The 25258-nt window shown below is 70.4% G+C and carries 21 protein-coding genes; 13 read left to right on the top strand and 8 right to left on the bottom strand.

Going from position 1 to position 25258, the window contains the following annotated elements; genetic code table 11:
• Positions 1-122: 122 nt before the first annotated feature.
• Entirely contained in the window at positions 123-641 is a 519-nt protein-coding gene (locus GPA10_RS24230) for a carboxymuconolactone decarboxylase family protein (protein WP_343041278.1), read from the top strand.
• Between the two features lie 6 nt (positions 642-647).
• On the opposite strand, the gene GPA10_RS24225 is transcribed toward GPA10_RS24230, so the two are convergent.
• The 4 genes from GPA10_RS24225 to GPA10_RS24210 all read right to left on the bottom strand — a co-directional run bounded on the left by GPA10_RS24225 (position 648) and on the right by GPA10_RS24210 (position 4704).
• On the bottom strand, positions 648-1385 hold the full coding sequence (locus GPA10_RS24225) for a YoaK family protein (RefSeq protein ID WP_343041277.1): 738 nt from the start codon (positions 1383-1385) through the stop codon (positions 648-650).
• Positions 1366-1887 (bottom strand): DoxX family protein, encoded by a 522-nt coding sequence (locus GPA10_RS24220; RefSeq protein WP_157167309.1) that lies wholly within the window; start codon positions 1885-1887, stop codon positions 1366-1368. Before GPA10_RS24220 ends, GPA10_RS24225 begins: the two co-directional genes overlap by 20 nt.
• 106 nt (positions 1888-1993) lie before the next feature.
• The gene (locus GPA10_RS24215; protein WP_157167308.1) at positions 1994-2656 is read right to left on the bottom strand and encodes a hydrolase; all 663 of its coding nucleotides are present in this window, start codon (positions 2654-2656) and stop codon (positions 1994-1996) included.
• 149 nt (positions 2657-2805) lie between these two features.
• Positions 2806-4704, bottom strand: coding sequence for an amidohydrolase (locus GPA10_RS24210; protein WP_425505809.1), 1899 nt, complete (start codon positions 4702-4704; stop codon positions 2806-2808).
• Between the two features lie 265 nt (positions 4705-4969).
• On the opposite strand from GPA10_RS24210, the gene GPA10_RS24205 reads away from it, so the two are divergent.
• Both GPA10_RS24205 and GPA10_RS24200 read left to right on the top strand, forming a co-directional pair.
• Complete coding sequence (locus tag GPA10_RS24205; RefSeq protein ID WP_157167307.1) at positions 4970-5968, top strand: alpha/beta hydrolase; 999 nt, start codon at positions 4970-4972, stop codon at positions 5966-5968.
• Between the two features lie 183 nt (positions 5969-6151).
• Complete coding sequence (locus GPA10_RS24200) at positions 6152-6877, top strand: alpha/beta fold hydrolase (RefSeq protein WP_157167306.1); 726 nt, start codon at positions 6152-6154, stop codon at positions 6875-6877.
• Positions 6878-6968: 91 nt separating this feature from the next.
• Here GPA10_RS24200 and GPA10_RS24195 read toward each other — a convergent pair whose 3' ends face one another.
• Both GPA10_RS24195 and GPA10_RS24190 read right to left on the bottom strand, forming a co-directional pair.
• Positions 6969-8096, bottom strand: coding sequence for a low temperature requirement protein A (locus GPA10_RS24195; RefSeq protein WP_157167305.1), 1128 nt, complete (start codon positions 8094-8096; stop codon positions 6969-6971).
• Positions 8097-8179: 83 nt separating this feature from the next.
• Positions 8180-9715 carry an FAD-dependent oxidoreductase gene (locus GPA10_RS24190; protein WP_343041276.1) on the bottom strand — a complete coding sequence of 512 codons (1536 nt, stop codon included), beginning with the start codon at positions 9713-9715 and terminating at the stop codon, positions 8180-8182.
• 326 nt (positions 9716-10041) lie between these two features.
• Here GPA10_RS24190 and GPA10_RS24185 point away from each other — a divergent pair, with 326 nt between their 5' ends.
• The 3 genes from GPA10_RS24185 to GPA10_RS24175 all read left to right on the top strand — a co-directional run bounded on the left by GPA10_RS24185 (position 10042) and on the right by GPA10_RS24175 (position 13022).
• Complete coding sequence (locus GPA10_RS24185) at positions 10042-10626, top strand: Dps family protein (RefSeq protein ID WP_058851193.1); 585 nt, start codon at positions 10042-10044, stop codon at positions 10624-10626.
• Between the two features lie 305 nt (positions 10627-10931).
• Positions 10932-11072, top strand: coding sequence for a hypothetical protein (locus GPA10_RS24180; protein ID WP_157167304.1), 141 nt, complete (start codon positions 10932-10934; stop codon positions 11070-11072).
• Between the two features lie 324 nt (positions 11073-11396).
• Positions 11397-13022, top strand: coding sequence for a hypothetical protein (locus tag GPA10_RS24175; RefSeq protein ID WP_157167303.1), 1626 nt, complete (start codon positions 11397-11399; stop codon positions 13020-13022).
• A gap of 327 nt (positions 13023-13349) precedes the next feature.
• Here GPA10_RS24175 and GPA10_RS24170 read toward each other — a convergent pair whose 3' ends face one another.
• The gene (locus GPA10_RS24170; RefSeq protein WP_157167302.1) at positions 13350-14336 is read right to left on the bottom strand and encodes a ferric reductase-like transmembrane domain-containing protein; all 987 of its coding nucleotides are present in this window, start codon (positions 14334-14336) and stop codon (positions 13350-13352) included.
• A gap of 587 nt (positions 14337-14923) precedes the next feature.
• On the opposite strand from GPA10_RS24170, the gene GPA10_RS24165 reads away from it, so the two are divergent.
• From GPA10_RS24165 to GPA10_RS24145, 5 genes are all read left to right on the top strand, one after another.
• On the top strand, positions 14924-16030 hold the full coding sequence (locus tag GPA10_RS24165) for a hemopexin repeat-containing protein (RefSeq protein ID WP_157167301.1): 1107 nt from the start codon (positions 14924-14926) through the stop codon (positions 16028-16030).
• A gap of 381 nt (positions 16031-16411) precedes the next feature.
• Positions 16412-17617, top strand: a complete 1206-nt coding sequence (locus GPA10_RS24160) for a metal-dependent hydrolase family protein (RefSeq protein ID WP_246259629.1) — start codon at positions 16412-16414, stop codon at positions 17615-17617.
• Between the two features lie 97 nt (positions 17618-17714).
• A complete protein-coding gene (locus GPA10_RS24155) occupies positions 17715-18872 on the top strand; it encodes a histidine decarboxylase (protein ID WP_157167300.1) in 1158 nt (385 codons plus the stop codon).
• A gap of 466 nt (positions 18873-19338) precedes the next feature.
• The gene (locus tag GPA10_RS24150) at positions 19339-20706 is read left to right on the top strand and encodes a LamG-like jellyroll fold domain-containing protein (RefSeq protein WP_198351680.1); all 1368 of its coding nucleotides are present in this window, start codon (positions 19339-19341) and stop codon (positions 20704-20706) included.
• Between the two features lie 43 nt (positions 20707-20749).
• Positions 20750-22555: a hypothetical protein gene (locus GPA10_RS24145; protein WP_157167298.1), complete on the top strand. Its 1806-nt coding sequence runs from the start codon at positions 20750-20752 to the stop codon at positions 22553-22555.
• Positions 22556-22732: 177 nt separating this feature from the next.
• Here GPA10_RS24145 and GPA10_RS24140 read toward each other — a convergent pair whose 3' ends face one another.
• Complete coding sequence (locus tag GPA10_RS24140) at positions 22733-23572, bottom strand: DUF2637 domain-containing protein (RefSeq protein ID WP_343041275.1); 840 nt, start codon at positions 23570-23572, stop codon at positions 22733-22735.
• A 709-nt stretch (positions 23573-24281) separates the two neighbouring features.
• On the opposite strand from GPA10_RS24140, the gene GPA10_RS24135 reads away from it, so the two are divergent.
• Together GPA10_RS24135 and GPA10_RS24130 are read left to right on the top strand one after the other, a co-directional pair.
• The gene (locus GPA10_RS24135; RefSeq protein ID WP_157167297.1) at positions 24282-24770 is read left to right on the top strand and encodes an RICIN domain-containing protein; all 489 of its coding nucleotides are present in this window, start codon (positions 24282-24284) and stop codon (positions 24768-24770) included.
• 55 nt (positions 24771-24825) lie between these two features.
• Positions 24826-25251, top strand: a complete 426-nt coding sequence (locus GPA10_RS24130; protein WP_246259626.1) for a hypothetical protein — start codon at positions 24826-24828, stop codon at positions 25249-25251.
• Positions 25252-25258 lie beyond the last annotated feature (7 nt).

Below are 25258 nucleotides of genomic sequence, written 5' to 3'. Positions count from 1 at the left end.
CGCGCTCCCCCTCACCAAGATATTTTGACTTTCAACAATTCTGTCCGATGATAAGCCCTGCGCCCGGCCGGGTGCGTACCGGCACGAGCAAGGGCCCCGAGCGGCCTCCGAGGGAGTCCAGGGTGAGCGACACGACAGCGGGCACGGAGCGTCAAGCTCACAGCGGTACGGGTCGTCGCGTCTACGTCGACAAGCAGAGCCCCAAGGCGTACCGCGCGCTGGTCGAGACGTCCGAAGCGGTCCGCGCGACCGCGGCCGAAGCGGGCCTCGACCGCGTCTTGGTCGAACTGGTCAACCTGCGCGTCTCCCAGCTCAACGGCTGCGCCTACTGCCTCGACGTGCACACCCGGGCCGCCCTGCGCGCGGGCGAGACCACACGGCGCCTCGGCACACTGGCCGCCTGGCGCGACACCGAGTTGTTCACGGAGCGCGAGCGCGCGGCGCTCGCCCTGGCGGAGGCGACCACCCGTCCCGCCGACGCCTCCGCGCAGGAGAGCGCCTACGGCGACGCCCGTCGGCAGTTCACCGACGAGGAGATCTCGGCGGTGGTCTGGGTGGCGATCACCATCAACGCGTTCAACCGCGTCTCGGTCCTGAGCAAGCACCCCGTGCGCGAGTCCGCCGGGATGACCGGCCCGTGAGGCCGGTCATCCCGGCGGCCTCGTCCACGCGGCCTCGGAGGCTGCCAGGCGCCGGGCGGCCAGCGCCGTCACCGTCAGCGCCGCAAACATCAGCCCCAGCGTGAGGACGAGTTCGGCCTCCGACAGGAGCCAGGCTCCGACGAACGCTCCCAGGAAGATGACCAGGACGGAGAGGATCCGCCTCCCGGTCCTGGGCGCCGCACCCCCTGCGGGGGCGGAGTCGGCGGCAAGACCCGTGAGGGTCAGGGTCAGCACGGTCGTGGTCAGATCCGGGACGCCGAGCCTCCGCGCGACCGCGTTCTGCAGCCCCATGGCGAGGCCGAGCAGCACGATCAGGGCGTACTGGACGGGCGTCGTCACCCGGCCGTGCGCGACGGCCGCCGTGCCGAGGGCCGCGGCGACCAGGGCCGCCTGCACCGCCGTACCGAGAGCCAGCAGCCGTCCGCGGTGCGCCGCGAAGCGGGTGCCGAACCGCCCGCCCGCCAGCGCTCCCGCGAGGAACGCGGCCATCGAGACGACGGAGGCCGTCGCGGACAGCCCCTCGGCGCCCGCCAGGGCGAACCCGAGGAAGACGACGTTGCCGGTCATGTTGGCCACGAAGACATGCCCGAGCGCCAGATAGCTCACGGCGTCCACCAGGCCGGTCACCAACGTCAGCACCAGCAGCAGCGGCGGCAGCGGGCCGTGCCGGTCATCCTTCGGCGGCACCAGCGTGCGGGCCGCGTCAGCCAGCAGCGCGCGCACGGTCGTCCCTCCCCGCGGCGTTCGGGCGGTGCAGCACCGCGCGAGTGAGCAGTCCGCTCGCCGGTCCCGCCACGAGGGCCGCGGCCTGCACCCACCAGGGCCACGGAGTCAGCCCGAAGGCGTGGTCGGCCGACCAGCGGCCCGGCCCGGTCAGCACCAGCACGGCGGCGGTCCCGACGAGGACCAGGGGGTACTCGTATCCGTCTTTCTGCACCCAGAGCCCGTTGTGCCGTTTCACGGTGCCCGCGACCGTCATCACTCCCATGGCGGCCATCGCCGCGAGCGGGGTCAGCAGCCCGGCCGCCAGGAACAGGCCGGCTCCGAGCTGGCTGCCGCCCGCGACGAGCGCGGTCAGCCGGCCGCCGCGGAAGCCGTCGCGGCGGAACTCCTCCGTCCCGCCCGCCAGGCCGTCGCCGCCCAGCCGGAAACTCACCTTCTGCACTCCGTGTCCGGCGATGAGCAGACCCACCAACCAGCGGAGGACCAACAGTCCGGTGTCCATCGTGTCCTGCCTGTTCCTGACGTGCCGTCAATGCTCGGTACGTTCCGTCGACGCTCGGTACGTGCCGTCAATGCTCGGTACGTTCCGTCGATGCCCGGAGGCGCGATCAGCCCGCCGCGTGAGCGCCGATGACCGCCTGGGCGTAGACCACGCCGAGGCCGTAGGCGCCGGCGTGCTCCTTCACCACCTCGGTGACCGGGACGTACGTCTCCGTACGCGCCCAGTCGCGCTGGAGCTCCAGCAGGACCTGGACCCAGGTCACGGGCACCGCCCCGGCCTGGACCATGCGCTGGACAGCGTGCTCGTGCGCCTGCGGGCTGACGCCGCCGGACGCGTCCGTGACCACGTACACCTCGTATCCCTGGGAGAGCGCGGAGAGCGTGGGCAGGACGACGCAGACCTCGGTCCACAGGCCGGCGAGGACGAGCTTCCTGCGGCCGGTGGCCTTGACCGCCTCGACGAAGGCCGCGTCCTCCCAGGCGTTCATGGAGGTGCGGTCGATGGCCTGCTGCTCCGGGAAGACCGCCGCGAGCTGCGGCAGGATCGGGCCCGAGAACGATTCGGCGGCGACGGTGCTCAGCACGACCGGGACGTCGAAGACCTTGGCCGCCTTCGCGAGACCCACGGTCGAGTTGATGATCGAGGTGCGGTCGCCGCTGCCGGTGGCGAAGAACATCTGCGGCTGGTGGTCGACGAAGAGGACGGCGCAGTTGTCGGGGGTCAGCAGGTCGGGGCCTGGGGCGGGGGTGACCTGGGAGATGTCGGTCATGAGTGTGCCTTTCGAGTAGGTCGGGACAGCGGGCGTTCGTCGTCCGCGTCACGGTGAGGAGCGGTGATGGACGAGAAGGAGGAAAGGACGAGAAGGATGAGGAGGACGAGAAGGACTGCGGACCGCCGGAGCCGAGGGCGCTCGTCTCGTCAGAGGCCGAAGCAGGGGTCCAGGACTGGCCCCCCGGTCTGCGGCGCCGGGTCCCGCCGGGTCCGCCACTGCCTGTGCAGCTCGGACTCGGCCACCGCCTGGCCGAGCAACTCTGCCTGCCGGGCTCCCGACGCGCCGCCGGGCGCGGCCTGATAGCCGCCGAAGCGCGCGACCGGGCTCCACTGCGGGCTGACCGGCGGCAGTTCCTCGTCGAGGCCCTCGTACTCGGCGGCGGCGTAGACGATCCGCCCTCCGACCACCGTCAGCAGGGACTCGATGCGGGCGATGTCCGGTTCGGGCACGGTGAAGTAGTCCTCGGACAGCACGGCGAAGTCACCGAGGCAGCCCGGTCGCAGGACGCCCTTGACGCCCTCCTCGCCGGTGAGCGCGGCGCCCGCCTGAGTGAACATCGCGAGGGCCGTGTGCCGGTCGACGCGGTTGTGCGGCGGCCGGACCACCAGGTCGCCGACGGTGCGTCCGGTGATCAGCCAGTGCAGGGCGATCCACGGGTTGTAGGTGGAGACGCGGGTGGCGTCGGTGCCTGCGCCGACCGTCAGGCCGCGTTCCAGCATGGCCCGGACCGGCGGGGCGTCCGCGGCGGCACCGGGTCCGTATCGCCGTACGAACGCCTCTCCTTGGAAGGACAGCCTGTTCTGTACGGACATGGCTCCGCCGAGGGCGGCGATCCGGTCGAGGCTGTCGGCGGACACGGTCTCCGCGTGGTCGAACAGCCAGCGGTTCCCGGCCGGGAACAAGCCGTCCGCGGCGAGCTTCTCGAAGACCGCGAGGTCGCGCCGGATGGTCTCGTCGTAGGTGGCGTGGAGCCTGAACCCCCAGCCGTTCTCCATGAGGAGACGCACCGCGGCCTCGAAATCCCCCTCGTAGCCGGAGGCGAGTTCGGGGCGCGGCTGCGCGAAGTTCTCGAAGTCCGCCGCCGACCAGGTGAGGTTCTCACCGGCCCCGTTGAGACGCAGCCATGCGTCTCCGTCCTCGGGGCGGGCCATTTCGATCCAGCGTTTGAGGTCGGCTATTTCCTGCCCGGCGGTCTGCGGAAAGAGATGGTAGGCGATGCGCAGCGACAACTGGCCCGCCGCGGCGAGTTCGACGACGGTGCTGTAGTTCTCGGGGAAGTTCTGGAATCCCCCGGCCGCGTCGATCGCGGAGGTGAGTCCGAACCGGTTCAGTTCGCGCAGGAAATGACGTGTGGACGTCTTCTTGTCGTCCCCCTCCAGTACCGGTGCCTTGGCCAGCGTCGAGTAGAGGACCAGCGCGCTGGGGGCGGCGAGCAGCATGCCCGTGGGCTCCCCGTCCCGGCCCCTGACGATCTGGCCGCCCCGGGGCTCGGAGGTGTCACGGGTGTAGCCGGCGGCCCGGAGCGCGGCGCGGTTCAGCACCGCCGACTGGTACAGGTGCAGGACGAACACGGGGGTGTCCGGCGCCGCCGCGTTGAGCTCGGCGACGGTCGGCAGGCGCCGCTCCGCGAACTGCTCGGCGGACCAGCCGCCGACCACGCGCACCCACTGGCCCTTCGGGGTACGCGCCGCCTGCTCGCGCAGCATCGCCAGGCCCTGGCGCAGGGTCGGGACGCCGTCCCAGCGCAGCTCGAGTACGTAGTTGAGACCGCCTCTGATCACGTGCAGATGGGAGTCGTTGAGGCCGGGGACCATGCGGCGGCCGAGGGCGTCGACCACCTTCGTGCCCGGCCCGATCAGGGCGGCCACGTCCTTGTCGTCCCCGACGGCCGTGAGCACGCCGTCCCGGACGGCCAGCGCCCCGGCCAGGGGTCGCCCGGGGTACCCGGTGTGGATTTTCGCGTTGCGGACGACGAGGTCCGCGGCGTTCTCCGCGGCGTTCTCCGTGGTGCTGGGAATCAGCCCACCGACCGGCATCGTGGACACCTTTCGACTACCTCCTGCTATGTCGTCACCGCTCGACCGCTTCGCCGCCACGCTATGCCGGTCGAATTCCACCGGACCTCACCTCAGTGCACTGTCGGCGGTCCGACAGTGCACTGCGATTTCCGCCGTGCGCTGTGGGTTCAATTCCCGCCGTGCGCTGTGGGTTCATTTCCGGTGCGCTGACGGTCAATCGGGGGCGTCGGGCGTCTCTTAGCGTGCTCTCGCCGGAAGAAGCCGGCCCCCACATGACCTTCAGGAGAACCACATGTCCGACGTCGTCGAGCCGCTCGCATCCGCCCGGACGGCAGAACCCGTGGAGCCGGTCCTGGAACCGGCGGCCGCCGCGTTCGCCGAAGCGACCGGCCGGTCGCCCTTCCTCTTCGAACTCCCCCCTGCCGAAGGCCGCAAGGCGGTCGACGAGGTGCAGTCCGGTGCCACCGTGAAGCAGGAGGTCGACGAGGAGTGGATCACCGTTCCCGGCGGCCCGACCGGCGGGGTCCGGGCCCGTGTCGTCCGTCCGACCGGCGTGCGGGGCACGCTGCCGGTGATCCTGTACATCCACGGTGCGGGCTGGGTCTTCGGCAACGCCCACACGCACGACCGGCTGGTCCGTGAGCTCGCCGTGGGCGCCCGAGCCGCGGTGGTCTTCCCCGAGTACGACCTCTCCCCCGAGGCCCGCTACCCGGTGGCCATCGAGCAGAACTACACGGTCGCCCGATGGATCGTCCAGGAGGGCGCGTCCAAGGACCTGGACGGGACCCGTCTCGCCGTGGCCGGTGACTCCGTCGGCGGCAACATGACGGCCGCGCTGACACTGATGGCGAAGCAGCGCGGCGACGTGCCGCTGGTCCAGCAGGTGCTGTTCTACCCGGTCACCGACGCGCGCTTCGACACCGGCTCTTACCGGCAGTTCGCCACCGGGTACTTCCTGCGCCGCGACGGCATGCAGTGGTTCTGGGACCAGTACACGACGGACGAGGCCGAGCGCGCGCAGATCACCGCGTCCCCCCTGCGGGCCTCCACCGAGCAGCTCGCCGGGCTGCCGCCGGCCCTGGTCATCACCGGCGAGGCCGACGTGCTGCGCGACGAGGGCGAGGCCTACGCCAACAAGCTGCGCGAGGCGGGCGTCCCGGTCACCGCCGTCCGCTTCCAGGGCATCATCCACGACTTCGTCATGCTCGACGCCCTGCGCGAGACGCATGCCGCCGAGGCCGCCATCACCCTGGCCACCGGCACCCTGCACGCCGCGCTCCACCGCGACTGACCGGCCCCGCACGACGACGACGCGCACCCGTCACCCGCATCCCGGCACACGACACCTGTCTTTCCGCGCGTGCTATTCCGCACGCGCTATTCCGCACGCGCTATTCCGCACGCGCTATTCCGTACGTGCTATTCCACACGTGCTTTCCCACACGTGCTTTCCCACGAGGAGACCCACCCCACCATGAGCACCTCCCCCACCCCGACCGTCCTGCTCGTGCACGGCGCCTTCGCCGACGCCGCCAGTTGGACCGGCGTCATCACGGAACTCCAGAACGACGGCATCCCTGTGATCGCCCCGCCCAACCCGCTGCGCGGCCTGGCGTCCGACGCCGCGTACATCGCCTCCGTGGCGTCCCGGATCGACGGCCCCGTCGTCCTGGTCGGCCACTCCTACGGCGGCGCGGTCATCTCCGTGGCCGGGACCACCGAGAACGTGACCGGCCTTGTCTACGTCGCGGCCTACGTCACCGAAGAGGGCGAGAGCCTCTCCGAGTTGCAGGACCGCTACCCGCTCTCGCCGCTTGGCGACAACCTGGTGCAGTCGACGTACCCCGTCGAAGGCGCCGAGCCCGCCGTCGAGTTCACCATCGAGGCGCGGGCGTTCCCGGAGATCTTCGCCGCTGACGTCCCGGCCGCCGTCACCAAGGTGCTCGCCGTCGCACAACGCCCGCTGGCCGCCGCCGCTTTCATGGAGCGGGCGGCGGCCGCCGCGTGGCGGATCAAGCCGTCGTGGGCGCTCGTCGCCGACGCGGACCAGGCGATCAACCCGGACGTCCAGCGGTTCGGCGCGCGGCGGGCCGGTGCGACGACGGTCGAGGTCGAGGGCGCCTCGCACGCCGTCGCCGTGTCGCGTGCCAAGGAGGTCGCCGACCTGATCCGTGACGCGGTGCGCGGTACCGCCGTCTGACGGCCGGGCCCTCTGCCCGGACGAGAACTCCCCGGCGGCGTCTTCGCGGACACCGCCGGGGAGTTCTCGCACTTGTGCGGCCGTGACCCCGTCACCTCCGGGACGCCGTGACCACCACGACGAGCACCACCAGGATCATGCCGGCGGCGAGCGCGGGCAACGGGGTGAAGGTCGCCGCCAGGACGCCGAGCGCGGCGAGCGGATACGGAGCCCGCTCGACCGCCGTGGTGAGGTGCGGCCGCAGATGCACGGCCCACACGGTGATCAGGAACACGGCCGCCGGTACGGTGACCGCCGCACCCGCGGCGAGCCGCGAGGTGTGCGCGTGTCCGGTCAGGTGATCGGCGTACGCGGCGAGGCCCGCTCCTTCGGCCGCCGCCGAGGCGAAGATCAGGTAGTGGCCGTAGGCCCAGCCGAAGCGGCGGCGGTGGGCCCGGTACGTGCTGGCGAGCAGGGTGTGCGCGGGCCGGGAGAAGTACAGCCACCACAGCGCGAAGGCCGTCAGGAGGCCGCCCGCCGCTGTCGCGCTGAGCGATCCTGTGTTCTGGTGCCGGTCGAAGGCGCCGCGCACCGCGACGGTGGCGGCCGCCACGGACTCACCAATGACGATGAGCGTGAACAGCTCGTAGCGCTCGGCGATGTGACGCGGGTGCCACGGGGTCATCCCGGCGGACTGGGCCCACACCGGCACGGCGACCTCGGCGAGGATCAGCACGGCGACACCCGGCAGGCGTGCCGCCCCGGGGGCGGCGAGCAGACCCACCCAGCCGGCCTGACAGAGCGTCACTCCGGTGGCGAAGCGCAGCGCGGTTCTCCGGCGTGCGGGGTCCGAGCGGGCCGCCCGCAGCCACAGGGCGGCCAGCGCGGTGCGCAGCACGACGTAGCCGACGGTGATGGTCCGCAGGTCCCCCTCGGCGAACGCGTGCGGTACCCCGGCGGCGAGGATGAGCGACCCCGTGATCTGGACCAGGACGGTGAGGCGGTACGGGATGTCGTCCGGGTCGTAGGCGGACGCGAACCAGGTGAAGTTCATCCACGCCCACCACACGGTGAAGAAGACAAGCGCGAAGCGCAGGGCCCCGGTGGCGGCCGCGCCGTCGGCCAGTGCTTCGTGCAGGCTCTCCGATGCCTGCGCCACGGCGATGACGAAGCACAGGTCGAAGAGGAGTTCCAGCGAGGTCGCGGTCCGGTGCCGCTCCCCGGGGTCACGCCCCGGCATGGCGTGCCGCTCCCCGGGGCCGCGTCCGTGCGGGGTGTGCCGCCACCGGGTCGCGCGGGACGCGGTGGCGGCGGCCCGGGGGCTCAGCGGAGCGCTCCGAGCGCGGCTTCGACCGTACGGTGGAAGGTGGGGTACGTGTAGATCATGTGCTGGAGCCGGTGCACGGGAACTTCGGCGTGGACGGCCACGTTCAGTCCGTAGAGCACCTCTCCGCCGGCCGGGCCCGCGGAGGTGGCGCCGACGAGCACGCCCCGGTCGGCGTCCTCGACGAGCTTCACGAAGCCCGCGCTGCCCGGCCCGTGGACCCAGCCGCGGGTGGAGGAGTCGAGCGGGAGCACACCGGTGCGCACCCGCAGTCCTCGCTCACGTGCCTGTCGTTCCGTCAGGCCGACGGCGCCGATCTCCGGGTCGGTGAAGGTGACCCGGGGCAGGGCCCGGTAGTCGGCGTCGGGTCCCGGCTCGCCGAGGATGTCGCGCACGGCTATCTGCGCCTGGTACATGGACACATGGGTGAAGGCGCCGCGGCCGGTGAGGTCCCCGACCGCCCACAGGCCGTCCGCCGCCCGCATCTGCCCGTCCGTGGCCACGGCTCGCGCGGCCGGGTCGAGTCCCGCCGACTCGACGCCGAGCGCGCCCAGGTCGGCAAGGCGGCCCGCGGCGACGAGGAGCCGCTCGGCCCGCAGCGGTCCGCTGTCGCCCTCCGTCGTCCGCACGCTGAACAGGGTGCCGTCGTGGCGCACGTCGAGCGCGCGGGCGCCGGTGAGCACGGTGACGCCGTCGGCCGCCAGTGTCGCGGCGGCGAGCTCCCCGGCCTCCGGTTCCTCCTGCGAAAGGAGCCGGTCCTGGCCTTCGATGACCGTGACCGCGCAGCCGAAACGGGCGAAGACCTGGGCGAGTTCGACCCCGATGGCGCCGCCGCCGAGCACGATCATCGACGCGGGCAGTTCCTTGGCGGCCATCGCGTCGCGGTTCGTCCAGTAGGGGGTCTCCCGCAGCCCGGGGACCGCGGGGATCCTGGGGCGGGTGCCGGTGGCGAGGACGACACCGCGCCGGGCCTCGATCGTGCGGTCGCCGACCGTGACACGACGCGCTCCGGCGAGTCGGCCTCTTCCTCGTACGAGACGGGCGCCCTTCGACGTGAGCCGGTCGACGGCCGCCCGGTCGTTCCAGCCGTCGGTGGCCTCGCCGCGGATGCGCCCGGCGACCCTTCCCCAGTCCGGGGTCACGACCGCCGTACCGGCCAGGGCGGGCACCCGGCCCGCCTCGGCGAGCAGGTCCCCGGCCCGGATCATCATCTTGCTGGGCACGCATCCCCAGTACGGGCACTCGCCGCCGACGAGCTCCGCCTCGACGCCGACGACGTCAAGGCCCGCTTCGGCGAGGGCGCCCGCGGCGTATTCGCCACCGGGGCCGAGGCCGACGACCACGACATCCACGCGCCCGTCCGAATCCATCGCGCCCGAACCCAGCGCGTCCGAACCCAGCCCGCCCGAACCCAGCCCGCCCGAACCCAGCGCGTCCGAACCCAGCCCGTCCGAACCCAGCGCGTCCGCGCCCATCCCGCCGCCCCTCATCCGGTCGACACGGATGCCGTCCGCGCCCATCCCGTCGGCACTCATCCCGTCCGCATCCATCCCATCGGTACTCATCCCGTCCGCACTCATCCCGTCCGCTCCTTCTCGGTCTCTCGGTCGTCCATCTGCGCACCGCCGTCGGGCGGCCCGGCCGAGGCTAGGTCGGCGTGCCGCGCCGTCCCGCCGGTCAGTGCACGGGCGCTGGCACGAGAGCGAACGGGACGTGTAGCGGAAGGTGGACCGGGACGTGGAGCGGGAGGTCAGCGCCGTGCACGGACCGACAGCAGCGCGTGCGCTGCCGGTCAAGAAGGGCGCGGCGAGGGCGCTTAGCGTCCTGCGGTACGCAGAGTCCGGCGCCCCAGGAGGCAGCGATGACCAGCAAGTCCCACCCCGTCCCCGTGCACGGCAGTCAGCCGCGGCTGCACCAGAAGGGCGAGGTGATCCAGGAGTACGGCACGGTGAAGCAGTTCCCGATCGGCCTGTCGTACGAGGCGCGGATGTACGCCTGCCAGCGCCTCAACCGGGTCCTCGCGGACACCCAGATCCTGTACGGCCTCTACAAGAAGCACCACTGGCTGATGCGCGGCGCGACCTTCTACCAACTGCACCTGGTCCTCGACAAGCACGCCGGTGAACAGCTCGCCCTCGTCGACACCCTCGCCGAGCGCGTCCAGACCCTGGGCGGCGTCGCGGTGGGCGACCCCCGGCACGTCGCGGAACTCACCTCTATCCCGCGCCCGCCGGACGGTGTCGAGGAGGTCCCGGCGATGCTGTCGCGGCTCCTTGAGGCCCACGAGACGATCCTGATCGAGGCGCACGACGCCGCGGCCAGGACCGCCGAACTGGGCGACGACGGTACGAACGACCTGCTGGTCTCACAGGTGATCAGGACGGGTGAGCTGCAAACCTGGTTCCTGGCGGAGCACTTGGTCGACACCCCGCTGGTCCGCGCCTGACCCACCCGGCGGGGCCGGGGCCGCCCTCTCCCCGACGAGCAGGGGGCGGCCGAGCAGGGGGCGGCCGAGCAGGGGGCGGCCCTCTCGTGCGCACGCCCCTGGACCCGCCCCAGGACCCGGCTCCGACGCCCAGGCTGCACGAGCCGAAGCCGGCTGAACGCGACCAGTCGCGGTAAATCCCGTTGCGCCGTGCCAAGAATCCCGTTGCGCCGTGCCACCAGCGACACTCCCAGCGACGCGGGCGTCGACCCAGCAGCCCTGGTCCGCGCACTCGTGGCCGGCGCGGCCGCCGCCGTGCCTTCGAGATGCGGTACGACCAGCAGGAGGCCGCCGTCCCGAACTTCTCGGACCTCGAAGTCGGCTCGCACCACGACGGTCTTGACCAGGCTGGGCGTTGTTGTGACCAGCACGTGAGCAGGCCGCCCAAGGCGCGCCGCACCACCTGAAGGCGGCCATCCGAGGAAGCGAACGGTGCCGCCTGCGGGGCTACCGCACCGGCCGGCGCCCCGTGCCCGCACACGGCCGGCCCCCGAACCGCGCCACTGCCGCCCGCGCACTCGCTGACGACACTTCTCGGCAGCATCGGTCATGAAGAGCGGAGGACGTCACCTCACGCGGGCCATGCGATCCGGACGGACCCTGCTCAGTTTCCCTGCACGTCCCACGCCTCATTGACGCTGTTGTTCGGCAGGAGTAGGACGACAGTGACGCTTGCTGAAATCCAGCGGCTCCACACCCCATCCGATGGTGGTCAATTGAGGGGGAATCTCATGGCCATCGATCAAAAACAACTACTCCAGTCGATTTACGACGCGATCTTCGACGCTCTCACCGTCACCCCTTCCGGGATCGGCGGCGGGCAGCCGATATTGCGTCGGGCGTCCACGTACATGTCGTTGCAACTTCCCGGAAATCCCGTGGACTCGGCCCAGTTCGCCAACCCCTGGTCCCCGAGCAATCCGAACGGTTCCGTCGCGGCCAGCGAGAACTTCGCCACACTGGTGGATCCGGTTCCTCTGCTGACCCCGTCCTACGCGGTGGGCGGCGTCAGCACGGACACCGTCTACGGCGAGATCGTCCGCGCGAACGTGAATGCGCAGCAACCCGACCCCGAGGGGCAGAAGGCGTACGAGAAGGCGTTCAACACGCTGTTCGTGGACGGCCAGGACTTCGACGAGAACGGCCTGCCCGTCACGGTGAAGGTCGACTCGCCGCTGTACCGCAACTACAAGAACAAGTTCCAGCTCTACAACGCGGCCCTGCTCAGCTACACGACCAACTTCCTCCAGTACGACCTGAGCAAACCGGAGGACCAGCGGAAGTGGGCCATCCTCGCGCCGGTGCTCCGGGCGCCCGTGGACCTGGCCTACCAGGACCTCCAGGCCGCGAGTCCCGGTGTGGTGGAGAGCGCCCTCGCCACCCTGGGGCAGTTCCAGCAGTCGAGCCTCGCGGGCATCTTCTCGCGGGCCCGGCAAACGTATCTGCAGACCAGGCGGGGAAGCCTCGTCGACCCGAACATCTTCTGGCATCTGTGCGAGGCCTTCCCCGGGAACTGGTTCGCCGAATCGGGCGCCACGAATTTCACGGCGCTGACGCTCCAGAGCAGCCGTCTCCGCCTCAACGAGGAATCCCGCTTCTCGCGGTACGGGGCCGGTGGCGGAATCAATCTCGGTCTGTGGCGCGTCGGTGCCGCCGGTTCCACCGAGAGGACCCAGTACAGCCTTCAGACCGAGACGTCGAATATGACCATCTCGTTCCGATTCGGCCGCATCGAGATACGCCGCCGCTGGCTGGACGCGTCACTGATGTCCCTGCGCGGGTGGAGCACGGCAGGCCGCCGTCCCGGTGACTATTCGACCGGCGAGGTCAACGACAAGAACGAGGGCATCTTCTCGCTGCTGCCCTCTTCCTTCATTCTGGCCAGGGACATCAAGATAAGCGCGGACTGGGGGTCCACGGACCTCCAGAGGGCCACACAGTCCACATCGATCAGGGGCAGCGTGGGCTTCGGACCGTTCTCGCTGTCGGGCAGCTACCAGAACAGCTCGTCGACCCGGCGTTTCGCGTCGTCCTTCGACGGCACGACCCTCACGGTCCCCGGGGCGCAGATCGTCGCCTGGCTGAGCAGCGTGGTGCCCTACTCGCCGCCGACCGACGGGCCGCCTTCTGCGCGGGCGGAACAACTCGCCCTGACGGCGGCCAGGCAGCCCGCGCGCGCCAACGTGTACGCCACACCGTGGCTGGAGTCCCTGGACGCCGCCGGTGTCGAGTCCGTACCCGGCCCCGACACGGTGACCGGGGGCAGCGGGGAGCAGGAGCCCGCCGGAGCCCAGGGCGCCACGCCTGAGCCGCCCCCCGAGGCCTTCGGCAGCCAGTTCGTCTCAGCCGAGTCGTAGGCACCTGACGTCGGCCGCCAGGACCCCTTCCCTGCGGCCGGTGTCGCCCCCTTCGGGTTCGGCCCCGCCACCCCGTCGGCGCACCTGGCCCGGCTGCTCGACCGGGAGACGACCGCCCCTGTCGATAACGACGGCCTGTTGAGGACCACCACTTGCCGAGGGCCATCGCTTGCCGCGGACCACCACCTGCCGCGGACCACCACCTGCCGAGGGCCATCGCCTGCCGAGGACCACCACCTGCCGAGGACCACCACCTGCCGAGGGCCATCGCCACCGAGGACCACCACCTGTCGTCGGCTCGTCCATCCGATCAGCCGGCCGCCCGGATCATTCGGACTCGTGAGGATGCGGGCTCGTCGAGGGCGGCTCGGCCGGGCGCTCCCGGCCGCCGTCATGACCGGACGCCACCACGATGAGCAACACCGCCACGACCGCCCCGGCCGCCACCCGGCCACAGGCCCGCACCACCCAGCCCGGCAGCGAAACCCCCCGCTGCCGACCCGGTGCGCCGAGGCGCTCGGCCCGCCGGGCAGGCCGCAGCAAGCGCAGCAACAGCAGCCCGGCGACCGGGATCTGCAGCAGCCACAGCACGGTGCGCGGCCACTCGCCGTACCAGACGTTGGTGCCGTACAGCAGGGTGTGCCACACGCTCAGCACGTACACGACGATCACGAAACGGTGCAGGCGCCGCCAGGTGTTCGCGCCGATGCGGTGCCGGACGTAGAACAGCAGGCCGAGCGGGACGGCCAGATAGAGAGCGCCTTGACCGAGAGGGATGGCGATCCGGCCGGTGCCGGAGTCGTACCAGCCGGGCACGAACGAGTCCGCGAAACCCGCCCACAGCCGCTCGATCCAGCCCAACTGAGCCTCGTAGCGGACGAGTTCGGCCATGAACATCAGCGCGTGCGCGAACATCAGAGCCATCGTGGTCAGGCTCGTGGTGCGGTGCCAGCGTTCCAGGACCTGCCGGGAGACCGGCAGCCGGTCCGGGCGCGGCCCCGACAGCAGCAGCCCGAGCATGACCGTGCCCCAGGCCCACAGCAGGCCCGACCAGCCGAACGCCTGGCTGAGCAGGTACATCCAGTACGTGCCGGGGTCGTCCATGAAGGGCATGACCGCGACCGTCGCCGAGTCACCTGACTCCATGCGCGCGTACAGGAAGGCGAAGACGGCCACCGTGACCAGGACCGCCGCGGCGGCGTCGGGCAGCGCGGCCCGCAGATCGGCGCGCAGGCCGACGCGCTCGGCCGGACGCCTGTCACGGGCGGGCTGCTGGGGCGTGCCGTCGTCCGCCGGCGTGGTCTCTGGCAGCAATCTGGGCCTTCCGGAGCGCGGAACCGACGGGCGGTGGCATGTGTGGCTGGAGAGACCAGTGTGACCGAGGTGGCCGGTCAATACCCAGGTCGAATCCGGCCAGAGTGGCTTGCGGGGGCCGACTCGGCACCTCGGGGTCGGATCGTTCTCCAACTCCGCCGGGGCATCGCCGATTTCCGGCAGAGGCGGGCAGAACCCCACCCCCACACTGGAGTTCCCGAAGAGCACGATGAGGGCGAGTCGGGTGCCCGTTGCGGCAGAGGTGTACCTGCACAGCCGTGGAAGACGCGCTGTCAGCCGGTATCGGACAAACCTTTGGTGGAGGCTGCCGGTGCATCAGGATCCCGCTTCGTGCGGGTCCTCGCGTGACCTGGAATGTCGTACGACGAGCATCGGCAGTCGTATCCGAGTCCTTGGCCGCATCTCGCCGAACAGGGCCCGCGGCCGACGTCAGGGGCGGGATCGGCGTCCCGGCCTCTCTGGACTCGGGCTGGCACCGCTCATAGCTTCGGCGGTGTTCGGCGGGAGCACGGAACGGCAACCGGGCCGTGCCGGACGCCCCGCCCCGAGCGCCTCGGGAGGGATCGATGACGATCCAGGCAGCCTTCAACCGCTCCCAGTTCAAGTGGGAAACCTACATGTTCCAGGGCGACCAGTACCTGTCCTACCGCCTCGCCGCCAACACCGTGTCCGTCGGCCCGCGTGGCATTGCCGTCGGGTGGCCGGGCCTCGCAGGCACCCAGTTCGCAGAAGGCATCGACGCGATGGTCCCCTTCTCCTACCCTCCGGTCATCTCTACGGTGCCGTTGCTCCCGACGGAGAAGGACTACGTCTACATCTTCCGCGGCGACCAGTACGTCCGGTACGACTTCGCCAACGAGGAGATCATCTACGGTCCGCTCAGCATCGACCAGTACTGGCCGGGCATGAAGGACGTCGGCTTCGACCGGGACATCGACGCCGCGTTCATGGACCACCGGGGCGACTTCGCGCAGGTCTTCGTGGACACGTACATCTTCTTCAAGGGCGACAAGTACATCACCTACGACCCCCGCGCGGACAAGGTGAGCGGCGGACCGTACTCCATCGCCGACCGGTGGCCGGGGCTGAAGGAGGCCGGGTTCGGCCAGGGCATCGACGCGGTGGTCTTCAACGTCGTCGAGGCGTCGGCCCTGGGCGGCAACAGCAGGCGGGAGTGCTACTTCGTCAAGGGCGACAAGGTCCTGCACTTCGACATCGAGGACTGGAAGCCGCTGACCGGCGCCCGCAGCATCTCCGACTTCTGGCCCGGTCTCAAGGGCACCGAGTACGCCGCCGCGACTCCCTCGCCGCCCTACCCGCAGGTCAAAGCGCACGCCGACGTCAGGATCGCCTTCAACAACCCGGGCGAGAACAACCCCAATCCCTACGGCTGGATCGAGCTGAAGACCAAGAGCGGCCAGCCCTTCCGCATCTGGACCCAGCAGAACCAGGGCAACTCCACCCCGGCCCGCGCCGCCGCCGCGCCGTCCATGAACCTGCCGTTCACCTCGTCCGACATCGCGAGCGTGGGCGCCTACGTCGACGAGTACGACGCGCTCAGCGGCGACGACTTCCTCGCCCGCGGCTCCAAGAACTTCGTCGGCAACGGCAGGTACACCCTGTCCTCCGACGACGGCAGCGTGGACATCGACATCACCGTCACCGACCGTTGATCCCGGCCCGGGACCGGGAACTCCGGGCGCCGTGATGTGCGGGGCAGCGGGACAGCCCGGTTCGATACTGCCCGCCGACGCCGGTGCGGCGCCGGCGGGCACCTGAGCGGACTCATCACCACGCCGTGGCAGGTTCTGACCACGGATCCGCGTGGCCTTGCAGGCGATCACAAACAGCGACGGCGGCGGCATGGCCTGGGCGGTCGGCCCCTACGCCGGCGGCGGGTGGGAACCCCGACAGCACGCTCGAACGAATGAGCCATATGGGGTAAGCGTTTTCCGCCCTGCTTCCCAGGGAACGGGCGAACCGGAGAACCTCGCCGGGTGCGATTCTCCACCGGAGGCCCGCTATCTGACAGTTCTCGGCAGGCAGGAGCCCCATTGAGCGATATCACACTGCTCACCGCACCCCGCTGGTGGAACGGACACCGCGCCCACGCGAACGCACGGGTACTGGTGCGTGACGGCAAGGTCGTCGACACGGCCTGCCGCCATCCTCCCCCCGGCACCACCGTCGTCGACCTCCCCCGCCACACTCTGTTGCCCGGCCTCATCGACTGCCACGTTCACGTGGCCCCGGCACCGCCCAGCCCCGAACTCCCTACCACCGGCGGGCAGGTGCTCGCCGCGCTGCCCGCGCTCCGCGCTCTGCTGGCCAACGGCTTCACCACCGCCCGCGACCTCGGCTGCGCGCCTCAGGACCCGCCCACCGTCCACCTCAGGCACGCCCTGGAAAGCGGCATCATCACCGGCCCCCGCCTGCTCCTGGCACCGCACCTCATCTCCGCGCGAGCCGGCCACGGCGACCGCTCGCCCTTCGCCGCGTTCCCCGGCGAGGGCGAAGCCGGCGCGGTCGCCGACGGCAGGGACGAGGTGGCCCGCCGGGTCCGGCTCGAAGCGCGCCTACGGGCCGACTGGATCAAGTGCGTCGCCACCGGCGGCGTGACCAGCGTCAACGACGACCCCGGCCGCCCCACGTACTCCCAGGACGAGCTCGACATCCTCGTGCGTACGGCGACCGACCTCGGACTGCCCTGTGCCACCCACGCCTTCTCGGACGAAGGCATCAAGCGCGCGGTCCGCGCCGGCGTCCGCTCCGTCGAACACGCCTGCCTGGCCACGCCCGCTGTGCTCGACCTCCTCGCCGACCACGCGGTCTTCCTCGTCCCGACCCTGTACAGCGTGCGGTATTTCCTCGACCGTCTCGACGACGACGGCTTCTGGGCGGACCGCTCCGACGCGCGCGAGAAGGTCGCCCAGCACGCCGACACCCTGCGCGGCCACGGAGCACGGGTGGCCGCCTCCCGGGCCACGGTGGCCTACGGCACGGACGCGGGCATGTTCCCGCACGCGGAGAACTGGCGCGAGTTCCCCGCCATGACCACCGCCGGCCTCACCCCGGAAGACGCTCTGCGCACGGCCACCGGCACAGCGGCCGACCTCCTTCAGCGCCCCGCCCTCGGCGCCATCAGACCCGGCGCGCAAGCCGATCTCGTCGCCGTACCGGGTGATCCGCTGCGCGACATCGACGTGATGGGTGCCGTCGACTTCGTCATGCAGCGCGGCGTCGTCCGACACTCGCCGTAGCCCCGCCGATGCGCCTGGGCCACAGCCGACAAGCCCCGAACAGCAACAAGGCTCCACCACCGCCGCAGAGAAGCAGGCACGATCGAGAGGGTTCCTCATGGTGCGACACCCCCTGGCCGACGACGTGCGGATACCCGACGACCCGACCGGGAGCAGCAGCGGTTCCGATCGGGACGTGGCGCTCCTGAAGGAGATGGCCGCGCAGATGCTGGGCGAGCGGGATCACATGCTCGGCTTTCCGGTGAACCTGGACTTCGACTACCGGCCGCTGGCGGACTTCCTCCAGGTGCACGGGAACAATGTGGGCGGGCCGCCCACGAGCAGTGAGTACCAGCTGCACAGCAAGGTGTTCGAGCGGGAGGTGGTGTCGTTCTTCGCCCGCCTGGCCGGGCACGAGGAAGCCTTCGGGTACGTCACCACCGGGGGCACGGAAGGCAACCTCTACGGCTGCTACGTAGGGCGGGAGCGGTTCCCCGAAGCGGTGATGTACGCCTCGCAGGCCACCCACTACTCCCTGCCGAAGATCGCCCGCCTGCTGCGGATGGACTACGTCGCCGTGGAGGTGGGGCACGACCGTGCGATGGACCTCGCCGCCCTGCGCCGGCACCACACCGCGCGGAAGGGCGGACCCGCGGTCGTGGTGACCACGATCGGGACGACCACCGGAGGCAGCGAGGACGACCTGGCGGGCGTCCGCGAAGCGCTCGCGGACGCGGGAACCGACCAGGTCCATATCCACTCCGACGCCGCGTTCGGCGGCCTGATCGCAGCCCTCGCCCCCGAGCCCAGGCCATGGGCGTTCGAGTCCGGGGCCGACAGCATCGCCCTCAGCGGGCACAAGATGCTCGGCGCGCCCTTCCCCTGCGGCATCGTCCTGACCAGGCCCGAACACGTCGAGGCGATTCGCCGTCCCGGCATCGCGGTGGGCAGCGACGACGACACCATCACCGGCTCCCGCGACGCCTTCACCCCGCTGCTCCTGTGGTACGAGCTGCGCAGGCTGGGCCGGACCGGACTGCAACGCCGAGTCGCCCACTGCCTGGCCACCGCCGAGTACGCCGAACAGCGCCTGCGCGAGGAGGGCCATCACCCCGAACGTGCCCCCGGCAGCAACACCGTGCTCTTCGACAAACCCACCGCCGCCCTCTGCAGACGCTGGAACCTGCTGAGCGTCGGAGACCGCGCCCACCTCATCGCCATGCCCCACGTCACCGGCGAGCACATCGACAGACTCTGCGCCGACCTCCGCCAGTGAGCGTGGACATCGGCTCCGGCACCGACTCTCTGGCACCAACTCTCCGGCACCGACTCTCCGGCACCGACTCTCCGGACTCTCGGGCACCGACTCCTGAGCTCCGCACCACGACCACTGACCACTCCCACCGCCGGACTCGCCACGCGCCCGGAGGCTCAGTCGCACCACAGGTGACGCACCGGCGTACGCCTACACCTTCGTGTGAAGTTCCGCTTCCCGTCCGCCGGTTGACGCGTGACGCAGGTGCCCGGCGTACCTGCGGGACGTCGACCCGGCCCGTGCGAAAGCCCTGCTCACTGCTCGAGGCGGCACGCTCGCAGGTCTCGCTACGTTGGCCAGGTCGGCGTTCCGCTGGGCGGAATGTCGGTGTTCCGCTGAACGGAACAGAAGTGGCATCGGGTTGCGGCAGTTGTCCAGGCTGAGTGGTGTGCCGGGCGGCGTGGCCCGGGCCGAGGGAGGAATGCTGATGTCCTGGAAACCTCTGCTGCACTTCGACTTCGACAACCATGCCGCTCTCGACGAGACCGGGCACGGGTATCACGGGCGGGTGGAGCTGCCCGCCGCCGACCGGTGGGTGGACAAGCCGGCCGACGGGATCGGTACCGCGATCCGATACGACCATCCCGAGTCCAAGGTCGTGGTGGCCCAGCAGCCCGGTTTCGCGGACTGGCGGGGGCTGCGGGTCCGCGCGTACTTCAAGGCGGACGATGTGGGTCCGCGGCGGCTGAACCTGGTGGAGGGCGACGGCTCGTTCGCCTTGTTCACCGAGGAGGACGGGGTCCTCAGCGGGACGGTGAACGACGGCTCCCCGAACTGGTGGGGTGTGTCCAGTGCGCCTGGGCGGCTCCGTTCCGGCCGGTGGCACCTGGCGGAGCTCCTCTACGACGCGGGGCAGGTCCTCACGCTCAGCGTGGACGGACAGTTGCTCGGCGCGCGCACGACCGCGGGGCTTCCCATCCGGCCGGTCGGTGAGAACGGCATCCGGATCGGATACTGGCCGGGCGGTGATTCCCGGTACACCTTCAGCGGCCTGATGGGCCCGGTGTGGGTCGACACTCTCGACGAGCGCGAGGAACTGACCACCGTACTGGCCCGGCTGCTGTGCGAGGACTCGGACGGCACCAGCCGTCTGGAGTCGTGGAACGCCGCTCTCTCCAGCGAGCTGAGCGAAGCGGAGAAGCAGGCGGTACGGAGCTTCGGCGCAGCGGCGGTGGCAGCCGCCAAGCGTCTGGGCTCGGTGGTCGTGGGCCAGTCCGCCGACCCGGCGGCCACGCTGGACGCCCTGATGCCGCTGGCCGACAAGCTCTCCAAGCTCGCTCGCGACGACGAGAACCGGGGCGCCGACCTGTTGCGCGACCCGCAACTCGCGCCGCTCCTGAACCAGTTCCTGACCGAGGCCTGCCAGGACAGTCCGGCGGCGGCAGCCATGTTCCCGTGGGAGGCACTGCGTCTGATCGCCGCCGATCCGCTTCCCGCCGAGCGCTGGGCCGAGATCCGCCGTGCCCACCCCGAGTGGTGCACGGCGGGTTTTCCGCCCGTGTTCCCGCCCCAGGAGCCCGGCGCACCCGGACAACCGGGTCCACCCGCCTGGCTGGAGGAGTGGCTGCGCCGCTGGTGCGCGCAGCACGGGCAGGGTCCGGGCGGCCCCGGCACCCCGTGCGGCCCCGGCACCCCATGCGGCTGCCGTCCCCGGCCGGAGGGGCACTGCGCTCCCGGCCCCGGCGCCGGTTCCTGCGCCACCCACATCCACGTCCACTGCGCCTGCAAAGACCGCACGGACCACATGGACCGAATGGGCCGCGTAGACCGCACGGGAACCGCACGGACCGAATGAACCACACGGACCGAATGGACCGAATGGACCGAGGAGAACGGCCATGACCACCCGTCTCGACACCGTCCGCGCCTATGTCATCGAGCGGTTCTTCGAGTTGCTGACCGCCAACCCCCAGTTCGCCGGGCTCACCGAACCCGCCGAACTCTTCGCTCAGGACGGGAGATTCGACGTCCCCGCCACCCCGGCAGGATTCGTCCGCATCCCCACGGTCGCCGCCCTGCGCTCCAGGATCGACGCCACCACCGACCCCGAGAAGAAGGAACAGCTCCGGCGGTTCCTCGACGTGCTCCAGGACACCCTCTACTCCCTCTTCGGGCTGCTCGGCTACGACACCGGCGACCTGGCACAAAGCGTCCTGCGGGTCGCCGCCCGCTGCGCGCCGGTGGTACGCCATCCCGACCGGCAGACGTACTGGCCGGTGGACATCGCCCGCTACCTCGGCTTCGACGACGGTGTGCTGCGCGGCCGGCTCCACGGGCCCAGCGGCACTCGTGCCATCGGCGCGGACGCCTTCCAGGTCCTGTTCGACAACCCCGACGTCTGGCAGGCGTCTGCTGACCGGGACGCACCCGAGGGCGGACGGATCCCGTTCGTCGCGACCATCGGTATCGACAGCGGCGTACGCCCCTACCCCGACTCGCCCCTCACCGCGGGCCGGCTCAACCTGTCCGCGAGCGACGCCCGACTCACCCCGGGTCGGCTGGCGCCCACGCTCTTCTGCGAAGTGAAGTCGCCGGAGGCAGCGTCACGAGCCAACCGCCACTACAACACGACAGCGGCCCGCGGCGGCCGCTTCGCCGAGCTACGACACAACCGGGTGCACGCCGACCCCACCCGCGACGTGCTGTTCCCGCGCAACGGCGGCGAACCGCTGCTGTTCGTCTACCACGCCTTCTACCCGGCCGACGACGGCGCGCGACGACTGACCGACGGCTCGGGCAACAACCGCGAGTTCCACCACCTCGCCATCGGCCTACTGATGTCCCGCTTCCCCGACGGCGGCAGTGGTGAGGGCTTGGAAGGGCGCACCTCCGACCGCCTGAGCGGGCTGCTGTTCGTCAGTACGAGCCCGACCACGGCCAAGGTGGTGCCGCTGTCCCACCCCCAGCTCAGGTTCGTGGACGACGCGGGCCGGCCGAGCCCCGACGGTCTGCATCCGGTGCTCTACGCCAACCAGCTCGCCGTCCAGGGCTTGGGAGTCTCCTCCACCCAGATCGACACCCAGCAGATCGCCGAGGGCGGCAAGGACGCCGTCGACTACGACCCCGAGGACTGGGAATGGTGGGTGGGCCTGGGCTCCGCGGCCGCGGTGGGCGCCCTCATCGGCTCGCCCGCCGGCCCGGTGGGGGCGGCGATCGGCGCGGCCGTCGCGGTCCTGGTCTTCCTCCTCGCCTGGCTGCTGAAGAAGCTCTTCGGCGGCGACAGGGACCGCGAACAGGAGTGGACCGAACAGGAGCCCTGGCCCGGTGACAAGGCGACGGGCACCGAGTACCAGAAGCCCGCCTCCCAGGACATCGGCCCGCCCGGCGTCGTCTCCCAGACCGGCGGCGCCACCCCCGGACGCACCTACACACTGCGCAACATCCCGCACTTCACCGGCGACAACCTGTACGGGCTCGCCTTCAGCGGCGCCGACACCTTCCGCATCATCGACGACGCCACCCGGCGCGAAACCCTCGCCTGGCGCGCCTTCGAAGGCGGAGTCGGCTACCAGTTCACCCGCCCCGCACCCGGGCGCTCCGATGTCTCGGGCACCTCACTGCGCAACTACTTCGAACTGTTCACCGCCAAGTACCAGGAACTGTCGGCGGCACGAGACCAAGTGGTGTACTTCGGCACCGCCTGACCGACTCCTCATGCCGTCGCGGAGACCGCCTTGCCCTCTGCCGCTCTCTGTCCCCCGTGCGTTCGCAGAACTGGCGGGAGTCCTCGCTGTACCGGCTATACCGGCTATACCGGCTATACCGGCTTCCGGCTACCGGAAGCCGGTAGCCGGTAGCCGGGACACTGTGCTCGGGTCGGACTATCGTCGGCCTGCCGGTTTGCGGTTGCGGTGGCGTGGGGTGGACTGGCGGGGCGGGCGGGTGAGGGTGATCTGCCGGACGAGTTGCTGGAAGCAGGCGAGCGCCGCGAGGGAGGGGAGGGCCGCTGCGGCGGCGTCGGCTGCCGTGTGGGGTGCCTGCGCCACGGCCAGGAGCAGGGCCAGGACGGTGAACAGCAGCACGACCGCCCATGAGTGGACTGCCCGGCGCTGGTGGAGGGCGGCGCGCAGAATCGACAGGGAGGCGGCCGTCCAGGGCCCGTAGACCAGCAGCGGCCACCACCCGGCGGCCCGGTCCGCGGTGTGGTGAGTGGCCAGGTGGCGCAGGGAGTTGTAGCTGATGATGCCGCTGAACACGCAGACCGTGGATACGACGACGGTGGCGAGCGCGGCGAGGAAGCGGCTGGTCGTGCGTGCTACTCCGGCCGTACGTGTGCGGGAACGCGGGCGGCTGCGGCGTCTGCTCCGGCGCCGCGGCGGGATCCGCAGGGGCGGCAGTTCGGCGGTGATCTCGACCAGGCCTTCCAGGGAACCGTCGTGTGTTCCGGTGGCGGGCTGCCCGTTGTCTTGCGCGGCCGACGGCGAGCCGTGGTCGTTGGTGTTGGTGTTGGTGTTGGTGCCGGATGTGTGCAGTAGGTGGGCGAGCTCTTCCGTGGGATCCCAGTGGACGTCCATCTGGTCGAGCGGCGCCAGGAAGCCGTCTGTTGCCGTCTGCCCGCCGATAAAGGGCTGGGCGGGGGGTTCGGGCTGGGGGCGGCTGTGCCGGCCGCGGCTCTCACCCACGCTCGCCCTGCCGTGGAACCACACGGTTCGCGCATTCACGGGAGCTGATCTCCGGGCTCGGATACGCGGATTCGATGCGCCGCAGTTCCGACAGGAGGTCGTCGAGGAGTGCGGCGCAGTGACGCAGGTCGACGAACCTGGCTGTGTCGTTGAGTGTTGCGCCGACATCGTGGCGCGCCGGTGTGTAGGTCCAGGCCCCCATGCGAACTGGCCTGCTGGCACTGCCCCTTGAGGTGGAAAGAGAGTTTTCCTGAGTGATGCCGGTACCTGCTGTAGACATATTCCATCCAACGTGTGCGGCATACGGAGGATGTGAGGCAAACGGGTGGCTCATCGAGTCATATAGAGAGCCTGAAGGCCTAATAGTTAATCAACCTTGACACGCGTGGACGCTGCGGCGGTCGGGCCCGTGGCCTGTGCCGCGAGGTCGCTTGGTGCTGGATCAGGCACAGGTCACGTCGAATCCGGCGCCGTTGATGCCGCGGTCGGCCGCCGGGGAGCAGTCGACGGTTCCGGAGTTGGGCTGGACGGAGATCCCGCGGCCACCGACAGGGCGATGACCGGCCGGGGCCGATAGGTTAGCGACCTCTGGCCCCGCACAATGGCAGGCCGTAAACCAGCGATTACCGGACAGCCGACGTACCAGCCGCAACAACGGCAAGGGGAACGGCTTATTCCTCGCTGCCTCCACCCCTCTCCTCCGGATTAGTTTGGCCAGGGAAATCGGACCGCTGTGGAGGGATTCTGAATGGCTATGGGCAAGGCGTTTTCGATCATCGCATCTTTCGGTGTGGCTGTGGGTGTCCTGACCGCACCCCAAGCTGCCGCCGGCACAGGGAATTTCATACCCGACCAGAAGCAACGGTGGCAGAATGAACGCAGCGGTCTGTGCCTGGTCGTGAGGGGTCCGGCGAACGAGGCACCTGCCGTGATGAGTGACTGCGGGACGTGGGCTGACCAGATTTGGGTTGCTACCGACCGCGGCTTCCTCAGAAACTCGAACAGCGGGAAATGCCTGACGGCAAGGACCGGGCAGAATCCCCGCCAGTACGAGTGCGGTGGTTACGCGGACCAAAAGTGGGAAGCGGTCTCCACCCAGAATGGTGTCCAGATCCGCAATCAGCACACAGGGTTGTGTCTGCTCGCGCAAGGAACTACGGAGAACTCCCCCGTCACTATGTACAACTGCCTCAGCCAGTACGCTGATCAGCGTTGGAAGCTCACAGTCATGGGATGAGGTCGATTTCCCGTACTCGCCGTCAACGGGAGGTAAGCCTCGATAACCTAGGGTCATGCTGCTGCCGCCGACCCATGAGAAGACCGAGCTCATCGAAGTCGTGCGCATCACCGATCCCGCCAGGCACCTCGACTCGGAGGACCTGGCGGGCGACACCGCCGCCATCTGGGAAGGCGAGCGAACCCAGCAGGCCCTGTCCCTGATCGCCGACCTGCCCGGCAGTGAGCAGCACCGCTGCTTCCTTCCGGGCTGGGGGATCCGGGCGCACGACTTGACCAGTCAGCTCTTCGAGATCGCCTTCTGCTTCCGCTGCCACGGCGCCCGCACCTGGGCGCCGGACCTCCCTGTCGCACAACAGCGCCACGCCTTCGACCAACAGATCCAGGCCTTCGACGCGGAGAGTCCTGCCGCGCTTGAACTGCTCCACCGGTTTCGCTCCTGCTTGCCGCCACTGATCGCCTTCGATCGCCACGATCCCTGACTCGCCA

It is taken from the genome of Streptomyces typhae (assembly GCF_009755605.1).
Taxonomy (GTDB): Bacteria; Actinomycetota; Actinomycetes; order Streptomycetales; family Streptomycetaceae; genus Streptomyces; species Streptomyces typhae.
The sequence above is the reverse complement of the archived record's forward strand: the minus strand, read 5'-3'. Positions and strand labels throughout refer to the sequence as shown.

Bases quoted from the DNA above. Each gene is read 5' to 3' on its own strand.
- GPA10_RS24220 (WP_157167309.1), bottom strand. From the start codon at position 1,887: ATGGACACCGGACTGTTGGTCCTCCGCTGGTTGGTGGGTCTGCTCATC.
- GPA10_RS24215 (WP_157167308.1), bottom strand. From the start codon at position 2,656: ATGACCGACATCTCCCAGGTCACCCCCGCCCCAGGCCCCGACCTGCTG.
- GPA10_RS24205 (WP_157167307.1), top strand. From the start codon at position 4,970: ATGTCCGACGTCGTCGAGCCGCTCGCATCCGCCCGGACGGCAGAACCC.
- GPA10_RS24200 (WP_157167306.1), top strand. From the start codon at position 6,152: ATGAGCACCTCCCCCACCCCGACCGTCCTGCTCGTGCACGGCGCCTTC.
- GPA10_RS24195 (WP_157167305.1), bottom strand. From the start codon at position 8,096: ATGCCGGGGCGTGACCCCGGGGAGCGGCACCGGACCGCGACCTCGCTG.
- GPA10_RS24190 (WP_343041276.1), bottom strand. From the start codon at position 9,715: ATGAGTGCCGACGGGATGGGCGCGGACGGCATCCGTGTCGACCGGATG.
- GPA10_RS24185 (WP_058851193.1), top strand. From the start codon at position 10,042: ATGACCAGCAAGTCCCACCCCGTCCCCGTGCACGGCAGTCAGCCGCGG.
- GPA10_RS24180 (WP_157167304.1), top strand. From the start codon at position 10,932: ATGCGGTACGACCAGCAGGAGGCCGCCGTCCCGAACTTCTCGGACCTC.
- GPA10_RS24175 (WP_157167303.1), top strand. From the start codon at position 11,397: ATGGCCATCGATCAAAAACAACTACTCCAGTCGATTTACGACGCGATC.
- GPA10_RS24165 (WP_157167301.1), top strand. From the start codon at position 14,924: ATGACGATCCAGGCAGCCTTCAACCGCTCCCAGTTCAAGTGGGAAACC.
- GPA10_RS24155 (WP_157167300.1), top strand. From the start codon at position 17,715: ATGGTGCGACACCCCCTGGCCGACGACGTGCGGATACCCGACGACCCG.
- GPA10_RS24150 (WP_198351680.1), top strand. From the start codon at position 19,339: ATGTCCTGGAAACCTCTGCTGCACTTCGACTTCGACAACCATGCCGCT.
- GPA10_RS24145 (WP_157167298.1), top strand. From the start codon at position 20,750: ATGACCACCCGTCTCGACACCGTCCGCGCCTATGTCATCGAGCGGTTC.
- GPA10_RS24135 (WP_157167297.1), top strand. From the start codon at position 24,282: ATGGCTATGGGCAAGGCGTTTTCGATCATCGCATCTTTCGGTGTGGCT.
- GPA10_RS24130 (WP_246259626.1), top strand. From the start codon at position 24,826: ATGCTGCTGCCGCCGACCCATGAGAAGACCGAGCTCATCGAAGTCGTG.